This window comes from Natrinema sp. SYSU A 869 (assembly GCF_019879105.1).
GTDB lineage: Archaea > Halobacteriota > Halobacteria > Halobacteriales > Natrialbaceae > Natrinema.
This window is the reverse complement of sequence record NZ_CP082249.1, coordinates 3449895-3462383: the sequence shown is the minus strand read 5'-3', so window position 1 is coordinate 3462383 and position 12489 is coordinate 3449895. Positions and strand designations below refer to the sequence as shown.

General features: G+C 62.6%; 14 protein-coding genes and 1 pseudogene. 9 read left to right on the top strand and 6 right to left on the bottom strand.

Going from position 1 to position 12489, the window contains the following annotated elements; all coding sequences use genetic code 11:
• Positions 1–159 precede the first annotated feature (159 nt).
• The 3 genes from K6I40_RS25375 (at position 160) to K6I40_RS25365 (ending at position 2066) form a co-directional block, all read left to right on the top strand.
• The gene (locus tag K6I40_RS25375) at positions 160–921 is read left to right on the top strand and encodes a fumarylacetoacetate hydrolase family protein (RefSeq protein ID WP_222918110.1); all 762 of its coding nucleotides are present in this window, start codon (positions 160–162) and stop codon (positions 919–921) included.
• Between the two features lie 155 nt (positions 922–1076).
• Positions 1077–1589, top strand: a complete 513-nt coding sequence (locus K6I40_RS25370) for a YkgJ family cysteine cluster protein (protein WP_222918109.1) — start codon at positions 1077–1079, stop codon at positions 1587–1589.
• A 225-nt stretch (positions 1590–1814) separates the two neighbouring features.
• Positions 1815–2066 carry a translation initiation factor eIF-1A gene (locus tag K6I40_RS25365; RefSeq protein WP_006186180.1) on the top strand — a complete coding sequence of 84 codons (252 nt, stop codon included), beginning with the start codon at positions 1815–1817 and terminating at the stop codon, positions 2064–2066.
• Between the two features lie 129 nt (positions 2067–2195).
• Here K6I40_RS25365 and K6I40_RS25360 read toward each other — a convergent pair whose 3' ends face one another.
• Positions 2196–2369 carry a hypothetical protein gene (locus K6I40_RS25360; RefSeq protein ID WP_222918108.1) on the bottom strand — a complete coding sequence of 58 codons (174 nt, stop codon included), beginning with the start codon at positions 2367–2369 and terminating at the stop codon, positions 2196–2198.
• A gap of 115 nt (positions 2370–2484) precedes the next feature.
• Entirely contained in the window at positions 2485–3183 is a 699-nt protein-coding gene (locus tag K6I40_RS25355) for an SDR family NAD(P)-dependent oxidoreductase (protein WP_222918107.1), read from the bottom strand.
• Positions 3184–3354: 171 nt separating this feature from the next.
• Here K6I40_RS25355 and crtI point away from each other — a divergent pair.
• The 4 genes and pseudogenes from crtI to K6I40_RS25335 all read left to right on the top strand — a co-directional run bounded on the left by crtI (position 3355) and on the right by K6I40_RS25335 (position 7053).
• Positions 3355–4844 (top strand): annotated as a pseudogene (gene crtI / locus K6I40_RS25350) (phytoene desaturase family protein).
• Between the two features lie 109 nt (positions 4845–4953).
• A complete protein-coding gene (locus K6I40_RS25345; protein WP_222918106.1) occupies positions 4954–5826 on the top strand; it encodes a prenyltransferase in 873 nt (290 codons plus the stop codon).
• A 130-nt stretch (positions 5827–5956) separates the two neighbouring features.
• The gene (gene cruF, locus K6I40_RS25340; RefSeq protein WP_255682173.1) at positions 5957–6808 is read left to right on the top strand and encodes a bisanhydrobacterioruberin hydratase; all 852 of its coding nucleotides are present in this window, start codon (positions 5957–5959) and stop codon (positions 6806–6808) included.
• Positions 6809–6891: 83 nt separating this feature from the next.
• Positions 6892–7053: a hypothetical protein gene (locus K6I40_RS25335; protein ID WP_222918104.1), complete on the top strand. Its 162-nt coding sequence runs from the start codon at positions 6892–6894 to the stop codon at positions 7051–7053.
• 378 nt (positions 7054–7431) lie between these two features.
• Here K6I40_RS25335 and K6I40_RS25330 read toward each other — a convergent pair whose 3' ends face one another.
• The 3 genes from K6I40_RS25330 to K6I40_RS28755 form a co-directional block, all read right to left on the bottom strand.
• On the bottom strand, positions 7432–8385 hold the full coding sequence (locus tag K6I40_RS25330) for a phytoene/squalene synthase family protein (RefSeq protein ID WP_222918103.1): 954 nt from the start codon (positions 8383–8385) through the stop codon (positions 7432–7434).
• A gap of 121 nt (positions 8386–8506) precedes the next feature.
• Positions 8507–8584 carry a hypothetical protein gene (locus tag K6I40_RS28760; protein ID WP_255682172.1) on the bottom strand — a complete coding sequence of 26 codons (78 nt, stop codon included), beginning with the start codon at positions 8582–8584 and terminating at the stop codon, positions 8507–8509.
• A 36-nt stretch (positions 8585–8620) separates the two neighbouring features.
• Complete coding sequence (locus tag K6I40_RS28755) at positions 8621–8896, bottom strand: bacterio-opsin activator domain-containing protein (protein ID WP_255681863.1); 276 nt, start codon at positions 8894–8896, stop codon at positions 8621–8623.
• A 265-nt stretch (positions 8897–9161) separates the two neighbouring features.
• Here K6I40_RS28755 and K6I40_RS25320 point away from each other — a divergent pair, with 265 nt between their 5' ends.
• A complete protein-coding gene (locus K6I40_RS25320) occupies positions 9162–9323 on the top strand; it encodes an anaerobic ribonucleoside-triphosphate reductase (RefSeq protein WP_222918102.1) in 162 nt (53 codons plus the stop codon).
• Positions 9324–9446: 123 nt separating this feature from the next.
• The gene (gene msrB / locus K6I40_RS25315) at positions 9447–9848 is read left to right on the top strand and encodes a peptide-methionine (R)-S-oxide reductase MsrB (protein WP_222918100.1); all 402 of its coding nucleotides are present in this window, start codon (positions 9447–9449) and stop codon (positions 9846–9848) included.
• Positions 9849–9922: 74 nt separating this feature from the next.
• Here the strand turns inward: msrB and K6I40_RS25310 are convergent, their stop codons facing one another.
• Positions 9923–12322 (bottom strand): MEDS domain-containing protein, encoded by a 2400-nt coding sequence (locus K6I40_RS25310; RefSeq protein ID WP_222918083.1) that lies wholly within the window; start codon positions 12320–12322, stop codon positions 9923–9925.
• Positions 12323–12489 lie beyond the last annotated feature (167 nt).

Sequence of the window (12489 nt, the reverse complement as noted above, 5' to 3'; positions counted from 1 at the left end):
TTGGACCGACATGTGCGTGGTGCGTGGGTGCAGGGACCGGGCCAGGTCCGTTGCTGGCGTTGCTGGGGGACAACCGCGTGCTCGAGGGCTCCGTTCGGACCGAAGCCGAGACGACAGCAAACCGGTACCACTAATCTCCCGGAATCGAGACCGCCGATAATGAAACTCGCGCGGATCGCGACGGACGACGGCCCGGTCACGGGACGGTACGAGGACGGCGTCGTACACACGGACGACGGCGTCTACGAGGTCAGCACGGACGATGACTTCTTGCCACCGTGCGAGCCCTCGGCGCTGTACTGCGTCGGGCGCAACTTCGCGGCGACGCTCGACCAAATGGAATACGAGCGCCCCGACGAACCCGACTTCTTCATCAAGCCGCCAGCGTCGCTCGTCGGTCAGGGAGATCCGGTTCCCTATCCCGAATTCAGCGACGAGGTGACCTACGCCGGCGAGCTCGCGGCCGTCATCGACGAGCCCTGCCGGAACCTCTCCGAAGACGAGGTTCCTGAGGTCGTCCGCGGCTACACGATTCTGAACGATATGGACGCGCTCGATCAGGGCGGTCGAACGGCCCGCAAGGCGTTCGACGCCTCCGGCCCGCTCGGTCCGTGGATCGAGACCGCCGTCGATCCGACGGAAATCGACATGCACACCGACGTCGCGGGCGAGCGCCGCCAGGAAGCGAACACCGAACTGATGCTGTTTGACCCCTACGAGATCATCTCGTATCTCTCCCACCGCTTTACCTTCCGCCCCGGCGACGTGGTCTCCTTCGGCAGCCCCGCCAACCCCGGCTTCGTCGACCCCGGCGACACCGTCGAGATCACCTACGAGGGCGTCGGCACGCTCCGAAACACGGTCGTCGACTCGAGCGAGCGGGAAAACCTGCCCCTCGAGAAAGAGACGGATCGCGCATAGCACCGGATTTGGACGCGTCACAGCACGCCGACCGATCCACCGCTGGATGGGACTGAAAGGGGCTTTCGGGATGACTGCGCTCTCGATAGCTCGTAGACGAGTTCCCACGCAAACGGGTAGAAAGGCACTTGGGGACGACCCACTTTTCCAAACTCGTGAGCGCTGACCAACGGCGACGCGTCGAAGTCTATCCCGATTGCGAGGTCGTCGTCGAATTCGATCTCGATCTCACCTTCGAGTGCGTCGACGACTGCACGTGGTGTTGCCACCACGGCGTGCTCCTCTACGACCGGGACCTCCTCGAGTTAGCCCAGCGGGCGAATCTCTCCGACACGACGACGGAGTTCCGCGGCGAGAAGTTCGTCACCCGCGAGGGGAAAGACCGCGAGGACCACGTCGCTGAGGACGGCTCCGCCTGTGCGTTCCTCCGAGAGGACGGCCTCTGTTCGCTGCATCTCGAGGAAGACTGGAAACCCACCCGGTGTTCGGTCTTCCCATTGGGCGTCTGGCTCGAGGATGGTGACCTCCACGTCGATATTCGGGACTCGGCCCACGAGCACTGCGAGGGACTGAACGTCAGCGATCGGAGCGTTATCGACAACCTCGAAGCCTTCTTACCGGAACTATTGTGGGAACTCGAGAATCCGGATTCGGACCGCGAACTATGACATCCACCCCGCGGTAAACGCCGGGGGACTCTCTCGCTGTTCTAGATAGTCGCGACGCTGACCGGGATCGCTCGAGAGCCGGAATCCGTTCGTTTCCCCACGACAATTGACTGGTAAATAGACAGACACTGTCACGGGGTTTGCTACCACGCCTCTCCAAGTATTTAACCGTCTGCCGTACGTAGTTAGCCTGTGTCAGAAGACTCCGGGCGACGGAATCTCCGTATGCCCAACAGCGATGAAGTATTCGCCGTCGTAACCGAACACCTCGGGGGCAACCACGTTCGCCTCCGCTGTGAGGACGGCGAGGAGCGACTCGGCCGCATCCCGGGTCGCATGAAATACCGTACCTGGATCGAGCAAGACGACATTGTCGTCGCCGAGCCCTGGGATTGGCAGGACGAAAAGGCCACCATCGAGTGGCGGTACACTGGCCAGGACGCAGATCAACTGCGTCGCGAAGGCCACATCGATTGATCCCCGGTATCGGTTCCGGTAACTACTAGGTTTCTCTGCACCGATAGATCGCCCGTAGCGGTCGCGCTGGCGCTCAGATACCATTCGAGCGGTGAAATCTGGCCGACGGGACCGGAAAAATGACGCGTGCTAACAGAAGTATACCCAGTAGGTATGGCCCTGTGAGCACGTGACCGTGGTATACTCGCCGAACGCCGCGACCGATTTCCTCACTTTCACGTCCACCTCCTCACTGGGAAGCGAGACACTCGCGCTCTCTTCGCAGTGGGGGCAGATGACTTCCTGTATTGCGACGGTTTGCATCTTGATGTACCATGTTACCATACGACATAGACATGCATAAACTGCGCGCCCCGTTCGAAGAGTAATCCGTTCGTCGCAAGTCGAGTCGTGACCGGTGATTTCACAGGAGACGTGGCTATCGCGTCGCTTGCTTCCACTCGCGCAGGCCGACAATCTCCCCGTCCACTACCGCTGGCTCCGCCTCGGTCGCCGCCCAGACGAACATCGGCGCGACGGACTCGGGATCGCGGCCGTTCCCGCCCGAGAGCGCCGTCGCGACGATTCCGGGGTCCAGACACCCCACGACGTACTCGGTGTCGGCAGCGAAGGCCCGTGCCACTGCCTCCGCCGTCGCCTTCGAAATCGCGTAGGAGCCGTAGCCTTCCGTCCCGTCTCGAGCGACGGAACCCGTCGGTACGAGCACTCGCGCACCGTCGTTCAGGTGCGGTAGCGCCTCCCGGATCGTCGCGTACACGCCACGACCGTTCGTCCGCCAGTGATCGTCGAACGCGGAATACGATTCGTCGTCAGTCGGCGTCGCTCCCGCCTCACCGTGGTAGACGCCCGCCGCGGGAACGACGATATCGATTCCGGCTGCCTCACCCGTCCGCGAGGCGGTCTCGGTCAGCCGCTCGACGTCGTACTCGTCGCGAACGTCCGTTCTGAGCCCCGCCGCAGTCACGCCCGCGTCCTCAAGCGCGTCGACGGTTTCCTCGACCTCCTCGGCATCTCGAGCGCCGACGATGACGGTTGCTCCGTCGGCACCGAACGCCTCGGCGACGGCGCGTCCGATACCGCGCGTTCCACCGGTTACGATGGCTGTCTGGCCGTTCATACGCTCCGTACGGGATCGATCCACAGGAACCCACCGGACGATCGGGTCCGACGATGTCGAACGACGCCACCCCAAAGCTGTGCCCCAGCAACTCTCCGTCGATCGATTTGCTCCCTCCCCCTACCTATGTATGACATACGTTTAACATCAATCCGATACTCACGGTCGACTATGCAATCGCTGGCCGGTGAGTCGGTCGTCGTGATCGGAAGCGGGATCGGCGGGCTCTCGACGGCCTGTTACCTCGCCGACGCGGGTGCCGACGTCCGGGTCATCGAGAAAACGAGCAGTTAGGCGGGCGAGCGAGCCGCCTCGAGAAGGACGGATTCAAATTCGACATGGGACCGTCGTGGTACCTGATGCCCGATGTCTTCGAGCGCTTCTTCGACGAGTTCGGTCAGACGCCAAGCGAGTACTACGAACTCTCACATCTCGATCCGCACTATCGGATTTTCTTTAAAGATGGTGATCGAGTGGACGTCACGCCGGATCTTGAGCGAACGAAGTCCGTCTTCGAGGAGTACGAGTCTGGTGCGGGCGAGGCCCTGGAGCGCTACCTCGAGAAGTCAAAGGAGAATTACGAGGTCGGCATGGAGCACTTCGTTTACGAGGACCGGGAGCGCCTGCGGGATTATCTGGACCTCAGCGTAGCCCGACAGGCGCGGGGCCTCTCGCTTTTGGGCTCGATGCAGGGTCACGTCGAGAACTACTTCGATCATCCGAAGCTCCAGCAGATCATGCAGTACACGCTGGTGTTTCTCGGTGGCTCGCCGACGAACACGCCAGCGCTCTACAATCTGATGAGTCACGTCGATTTCAATCTCGGCGTCTGGTACCCCGACGGCGGGATCGGCGCGGTTATCGACGGCATCGCGGAGCTGGGGGCGGAACTCGGCGTCGAGTACGACACCGGCCGGCCGGCGACGGAGATCAAGGGCCATACGGGCGGGTTCAAGGTCGAAACGCCGACTGGCCCCCTGCAGTCGGATCTGGTCGTGAGCAACGCCGACTACGCCCACACCGAACAGGAACTGCTCACCCCCGAACGGCGCGGCCACGACGCCGACTACTGGGAGAAGCGAACCTACGCACCCTCCGCGTTCCTGCTCTATCTCGGCATTGAGGGCGACGTCGACGAGCTCGCCCACCACACGCTCGTGCTCCCGACGGACTGGCAGAACCATTTCGACCAAATCTTCGAGGATCCCCAGTGGCCCGACGACCCCGCTTACTACCTTTGCGTTCCCTCGGAGACCGACGATGACGTCGCGCCTGAGGGCCACAGCGCCATGTTCGTCCTTGTCCCTATCGCGCCCGGCCTCGAGGACACCCCCGAAATTCGTGACGAGTATCGGGACGTGATCCTCGCCGATATCGCCGAAAACACGGGCACGGACCTCCGGGATCGGATCGTTCTCGAGGAGCGTTTTTCTGTCACGGACTTCGCGAAACGGTACAACAGTTACGGCGGGACGGCGCTGGGACTGGCGCACACGCTTCGGCAGACGTCACTCTTCCGCCCGCCACACCGCTCGACAGAAGTCGACGGACTCTACTTCGTGGGTGGCGATACCACACCCGGAATCGGCGTCCCGATGTGTCTCATCAGTGGCGACCTCACGGCCGAGAAAGTGCTCGAGGATCACGGTATCGAGGGCTGACCGTGACGGAACCACGAGGGAGCAATCGGGGCGACCGACCGAACCGACCGGCTCTCCGAACCGAACCAACCGTCCGCGGCGGACGGCCCACGCACTCGAGACACCAGCGATGACCTCGGGACCGACGGCGACGAGCGAGGACAGCGTCGGCGAGCAGTTGTCGTACCTGCTGACGCTCTCACGGCCGCGGTTCTGGCTCTATCTGGCCGGCCCGGTCCTCGTCGGGGTCGCCTACGCCGCGGCGTCTGTCGAAGACCTGTTCACGCCGGCCACGATTGCGTTGTTCGCATACTTCCTCTTCCCGGCGAGCGTCTTTCTCTACGGAATCAACGACATCTACGACCGGGAGATCGACGCGGCGAACCCGAAGAAGGACGATCGGGAGGCGCGCTATCGGGGCCAGCGATACGTTCCCGCCGCCGTCGCCCTCTGTGCGGCCCTGCCACTGCTGTTCGCGCCGCTGCTCGCGACGGCCGCGATACCGTGGCTCGTTGTCTTTCTCGTCCTCGGCGCGGCCTACAGCGCCCCACCGGCTCGGTTCAAGACGACGCCGCTGCTTGATTCGGTCTCGAACGGCCTCTACATCACGCCGGGAGCGGCTGCGTACGCCACCGTCGCCGGTGCGCAGCCACCCGTCCTCGCGATTGTCGGCGGCTGGCTGTGGGCCATGGGAATGCATACGTTTTCGGCGATCCCCGATATCGAACCCGATCGTGAGACCGGAATCCGGACGACCGCGACGGTGCTCGGGAAGCGACGGACCGATGCCTACTGTGGCGCGTGCTGGCTGGCGAGTGCGGCCGCCTTCGGCGCGCTGGACGGTCGGTTGGGTGCACTCCTGCTCGTGTACCCGGCACTCGTCGTCGTGATCACCACCGCGGGCGTCGCCGTCGACCGCGCCTACTGGTGGTTTCCGGTGATCAACACCGTCGTCGGCGCGCTCCTGACTATGGGCGGCCTCTGGAGGCTCCTCTATGGATAGCGGAGACCCGACGCGCTCGCCCTCGAGTTCGAATTCGGACACGGACGGCGACGCGGGCACGGACGTCAACGCAGGTACGGACATCGACTCAAGCCCGGACGGAGACGACGACGCATCGAAGACGAGGGGGATGAACGAGACGACGCGAGTGACAGTTCAACGGCGACTCGAGGTGATCGTCCGCGAGAACCGATTCACCATCGCGGTGATCTTCCCGGTCATCGGCGCGATGATGCTGGTCGCCAGCGCCGAAGGGCATCTCCCGTCGCCGCTCGCGTACAATCCGCTGTTGATCCTGTTCGGGACGCTGGTGATGCGCTCGCCGCTGGTTGTCGCCCTGCTGCCGACGGTCGACCGGCGGGCAGTCGCGTTCCTCGGGATACTGACGGCCTACACCTACGCCATCGAACTCGTCGGCGTCCGGACGGACTGGCCCTATGGCGCGTTCGAGTACGGGATTCGGCTCGGGCCGATGCTGGGCGGTGACGTGCCGCTGGCGCTGCCGCTGTTTTTCGTCCCGCTGGTGCTCAACGCCTACCTGCTAACGCTGCTGATCCTTCGGGAACGAGCTGCACGCACCATCCTCCGATTGCTCGCGGCGATCGCCGCCGTTGTCGCAGTCGATCTGGTTCTCGATCCCGGGGCCGTCGCGATCGGATTCTGGGAGTACGTTCCACCTGGCGGCTACTACGGTGTTCCCGCGTCGAACTACTGGGGATGGCTCCTCTCGGGGACCGTCGCCGTCGTCCTCGTCGATCGGGCTTTCGATCGCGCGGTCCTACTCGAGCGCGTGCGGACCTGTGAGTTCGCACTAGATGATCTGGTGAGTTTCGTCCTGCTGTGGGGAGCGATCAACGTGCTCTACGGGAATTGGCTGGCCGCTGGCGTCGCTGGCCTGTTCTGTCTCGGTCTGTTCCGGACTGATCGCTACGAGCCGGCGATGGTCGCAACGGTACTCCCCAAGCGGTGGCGAAGCCGATGACGCTCGGCAATTCGGTGGCGTGCCGACGGACGGGACGAACATGCCGGCATTCCACTTTTCCTCGTGACTGTTCTGCTAGCCGTATGGCAACCCGAGAGTCGATCGAGTGTCCGGTCTGTCGCGAGCCGCCGGCCACCGGCCAGCAACTCGAGGAGCATCTGCTCGCCGAGCACACCAAGCGAAAGTTGGCGAAGTTCATCGTCGCCGAAACGACTGCGCTGGCTACCGACGATATCTCCGAATAACGCGGCCGCGTCGACCCGTGTTATCCTGGCTCGCTCAAACGAATAGGCCGAGATGGCGTCGCCGAACACGGGCAACAGTACCACGGCGGCGAGCGTTAAGGCGAGCCATACGCCGAGACCGATCGCCGTCGTTCGGGCCATTTGCCGTTCCTCATCGATGGTATAGTAGCCACTGAAAGTCACTGCACACCCGATCGCACGACGGTAGCGCGGTTCGGAACGAGCTACGTGAGCGAGAACCACGGACTATGCGATCGGCGTGTGAATCGTTTCAGTTGGTTCTATAGTAGAGTTCGACTCTGCGGACATATGCTAGTGTTCGAACCCAACAAGGACGAAAGAAGAGCCACTATATCGTGGGGCTTGATAACCTAGTGATTACGACTGAGTCGGAACGCTGTCCCCATGTTCCGGACTCCGACGGTCGCGTTCGGTCGTCGGCACCGCCGAGACCCGCTGGAACACCGCCTCGGGATCACGATTCCAGTGCCAGTGCCAGCGCGTCTTCGCGAGACACCACAGTTTCCGGGCCGTCGACAGCGACGGCTCCCGTGAGAGCACGTCGTACCCCTGATTGCGGATGACGGTATGGTGTTCCGCGTAGAGGACCGCCGCCAGCAAGACCGGGAGTTGGCAGTCCGCTGGCAGGTACCGGATCCCGGCGACGCCCTCGCGGTAGAGTTCCTCCGTGCGCTGGAGTTCGGCTGCCATCGCTGCCGCGAACGACTCGGAGTGCTCGAGTCGCTCGATCTGTACCGGGTCGACCCCGTGATCCCGAAGCGTCTCCTGTGGGACGTAGATCCGATCGCGCTCGAGGATGTCCTCGCGGACGTCTCGCAGGAAGTTGGTCATCTGGAACGCCTCGCCGAGTGTGACGGCGTGGGGGATCGCGACGTCCTCGGCGTCGGGCTCCATGATCGCGGTCATCATCACGCCGACCGACGCGGCCGACCCGCGCATGTAGGACTCGAGGTCGCCGTAGGTCTCGTATCGGCTGGTTTCGATATCGGTCGCCATCGCGTCGATGAACGTGTTGATCTCCTCGTCGTCGATTCCGTAGCGCTCCCGGAGTTCCCCGAACGCCTCGAGCACCGGGTCGTCGGGCTCGCGCTCTCCGAGCCCCTTGGCCCGGAGATCCTCGAGTTGGGCCCGCTGTGTCGCCGGATCGACATCGGCGGCGGCGTCGACGACTTCGTCGGCGATCCGAAAGAACGCGTAGAGGACGTGGGTCGCATGTCGCACTCGCTCGGGGAGAAACCGTGTTGCGAGATAGAACGTCTTCCCGGTCCGTTTCTGTATCGCCTTGCCTGCGTCGATGTGTTCCTGTTGCATTCTCTGCCCTGTTGACCCTGCCGCCAGTGAACGGATGTATACGGTACGACAGATACGTATAAAATAACCACCCCTCACTATGTTTAGCCGGCCCGGAGACGGCCTGCTGGCGGCGTTGTCATTACTTGAAGAGTTTGTCGAGCAGTTTCCGCTGGGCGGTCCGCAGGTGCTGGTGAAACATCGACTGGGAGATGTCCATTGATTCGGCTACCTTCTCGCTCGATACATCGCGGGGTCACTCGAAACAGTTCGCGGAGGAGGCCGTCCGAAGCGCCGTGAGCTGGCGGTCAGTCAGCGACGACTCGAGACGCGTCGTGGCGTCCTCTCGAGTGGGCGTCGGTCCCTCGGTCTCGTAGCAACTAACGGGTTCAACGGGGTCGGATCGCCGCTCGAACAGGACGTACGCTGAGCGGGCGGAGCGCCCGTTCAGGAGTTCAACGGTGAGGTCGGTGACGGCATCGGCGACCATCAGCTCCGAGATTACTGTGCCGTACTCGCTGAGTGCCGCCACCAGCCCATCGTTAGCGGCAACCTTGAGGATGGTTCCGCCCTCGTTTTCAGAGAGGATGAAACGATGGGACCGACCGAACTGGGTCGACGACGGCGCGTCACTGGACCCGGCCCGACCGAGTCGTCCTGTCTACACTCAACCCCTGACTGACGACATACTCGCGACCGATCGTCACGCGGCGATCGGTCGCACAACCCATTGGCGTCCGTGACGTTCTTCGACGGCCGAACAAACTCCTATGTGAGTCTATGGCATATCCAGAGACATGGTAAGCGACCAGATGACACACGAACGGTCACGGTGTCGGAACTGCGGATTCGAAGCACCCGGCGGGGACGACGAGTGGCGGCGGATCACGGTCCCGAAACTGGGCCGAATGACCCAATGTCCCGACTGTGGGAGTACGGACGTCATCACCAGTCGGTAATCGCGATACCCGGGTCGACAGGTTCGCTGCGGCCGTCCCCATCCCCACCCCGACTCGTCGAGTGACCGGCGAGCGGGTCGCCACGCAGACAGACTCTTGAGTGCCTCGCCCCTACTGGTATCTATGAGCAACGAGGCAGATCACGCCCCGACGAGCGACGACGAGTGGCGCGAACGACTGAGCGATGAGGAGTATCGAATTCTCCGCGAGGCGGGCACCGAGACGCCGTTCAGCGGCGAGTACGTCGATCACAAGGACGACGGCTCCTACGCTTGTGCCGGCTGCGGAGCCGAACTCTTCGATTCGGAGACCAAGTTCGACTCCAGTTGTGGCTGGCCCAGTTTCTACGACGTCGACGACGACCGAGTCGAAACCCGAACCGACACCAGCCACGGCATGCGCCGCACCGAGGTTGTCTGTGCGAACTGCGGCGGCCATCTCGGCCACGTCTTCGAGGACGGCCCCGACCCGACCGGCAAGCGATACTGCATCAACTCCGTCGCCCTCGAGTTCGAGGACGAGTAATCCGCGGCACGATCCGGATCCCGTGATCGCGGTAGCGGATGGTTCGATGCACGGGTCCTCGCACGGCTCGTCGATCACGCGGGAAGCGTAAACGAAAACGTCGATCCCTCACCGGGATCGGAGTCGACCCAGAGTTCGCCGTCGTGGCGCTCGATGATACGCTGGCAGAGCGCGAGTCCGATACCCGTTCCGTCGTACTCTTCGCAGCTATGGAGTCGGTCGAAGACCGTGAACACTCGGTCGTGATCATCGGGATCGATCCCGATCCCCTCGTCGCGGACCGAGATCACCCACTCTCGTCCTCGACGTTTCGCATCGACGTGAACCCGCGGCGGGTCGTCCCCGCTGTACGTGATCGCGTTGCACAGCAAGTTCTGGAGGACCTGCCGCAACTGGCTCGCGTCGCCCCTGACGCGGGGGAGTTGTTCCGTCGTAATCTCGGCGTCGCTCTCCTCGATCTGTAGCTGTAGATCCGCGAGGACGTCCTCGAGAACCGTCTCCAGTTCCATCGGTTCGAACGGATCACCCCGCGTTTCGATGCGAGAGTACTCGAGCAAGCCGTCAATCATTTCGCGCATCCGCTCGGCCCCGTCGACGGCGTACGCGAGGAACTCCTCGCCGTCCTCGTCGAAGGCATCGCCGTACCGGTTCTCGAGCAATTGGAGGTAGCTCGTCACCATCCGCAGGGGCTCTTGCAGGTCGTGTGAAGCGGCGTAGGCGAACTGCTCTAAGCGCTCGTTCGATTCCTCGAGCGCTCGTTCGCGTCGCTTTCGCTCGAGTTCGTACTGGACCCACTGCGCCATCAGGTGATGAAACGTCCGTTCGGCGTCAGTAAACTCTCGGTCGTGTGGCTCCGAGTCGACGAAGAAGAACGTCCGGTCGGACTCGTTCGCGAGTTCGATTTGCGTTCCGAGGTACGTTTCGACGCCGAACTCGTCGTAGGCGAGGGTGCCGCCGAATCCGGCATCGATTGGATCCGTCACCTCGGCCGTCGGTTCATCGTCGGCGATCAACCGACAGTAGGTTTCCGAGAGCGGGGCCTGTGCGCCGGGCGTGAGGTGGTCGTGGTCGCCGCTTACGGCTTCCACTTCGAACGAATCGGTCGCGGGATCGACGCGAGCCAACCCGCCGAGATCGAGATCGAACCGTTCACAGCCCAGTTCGAACATTGCCTGTATCTTCTCGTCGAACGAGCGATCGGGGTCGGCCGCGATCTCGTACAGCATGCGCTCGTGGGACTCCCGTTGGGTCTGCTCCAGTTGGTATTGCACCCACTGGCCCAGCAGGCGGTGGAACGTTAGTTCGTCGTCCGTAAACTCCTTGTCGCGCCGGTCGGAGGAAACGAAGAAGAACGTCCGGTCGTCGCCGCCTTCGACGGGGATGTAGGTGCCGAGATACGCTCGAATCCCATACTCATTGTAGACGGTGATATCGTCGTATCCGTCTTCTTCCGGGTTTGACACGCTTCCGGCGGCTTTGATCTCGGTGGCGACAGTGCAGTAGGTTTCCGACAGGGGGAGTTCGACGCCGGGTTCGAAGTGATCGTGATCGTCGCTGACGTACTCAATCTCGAACCGGTCGTCGTCGATGTCGACTTGAGCCATCGCCCCGAGTTCGAGGTCGAACCGCTCGCAGCCGAGTTCGAAGAGATCCTGCAGTTTTTCCTCGAACGAGCGATCGGAGTTGTTCGTGATTTCTTGTTGTCGCTCGAGGTGCTGCTGGTGGTCTTGCAACCCGGCGCGCGCTTCAGTCCGGTCTAGCAGCGTCCCCATCATTCGGTCGATTTCGCGCTCCGGTTGATCGGGCCCAAAGAACTCCTCGGGCGGCGTGTAGTAGAAGTTCTGACAGACCGTGTTGTCGTAGATCAGGTGGGGATGCGTCTTGATGACATCGCGAATGATCTCCGCGGGAAACCGCTCGCGATTGTACTGACAGAGTGCGATCCCGTTCGCGTCCGGGAGAACGCGGTTGAGTTTGCTCTCGTACTCGATGAGTTCCTCGAGCGGCGGGTCGTCGCCGAATACCCAGGTCATCTCGCCGGTGATCCGGAGCCCCTCGTATTCCGTCGTGGCCTCGTCGATCGCATCGGAGAGGAACGCGATCATGTCGTCGGGTTCGAACGCGCCGTTCCGGAGATAGGACTCCTGTGCGGTGTGCATCGTGAGCGCACCGGACTCGAGCGCGCTGTCGACATCAACGTCGGCGTCGCGAAGGGCCTCGAGCACCGCTGCGGTGTCGTTCTCGTCGGCGATGTAGAGACAGCGTTCGCCGCGATCGAGACCCTGCTTGATGTAGGGAATCGCTGCTGCGAACTGTTCAGCTTGCGTCTCGTAGAGTAATGCGAGATGATCGTACGAGCTGTGTTCGGGGGCCGGTTCGATGGGACCCTGGAACTCCGGACTCGCTCGGAGCGCTTCGAGACCGGTTTCGAGTCCGAGAATATCGTTCTCGGCGGTTCGTATAGGTTGACTCATTATTATATCTGGATCGCAGTCATTCGTTCGTCATCTTCCCGGCCATAGAGACGAATACGGCCGGTAGGTTCACACGCCGGTTGACGGGTGCGTCACCGGCTGGGAGTCGCTCCCAACCGTTCCCATGTCTCTTCAGTTGCTACCCACAGAAACTGGATACAGCCGGA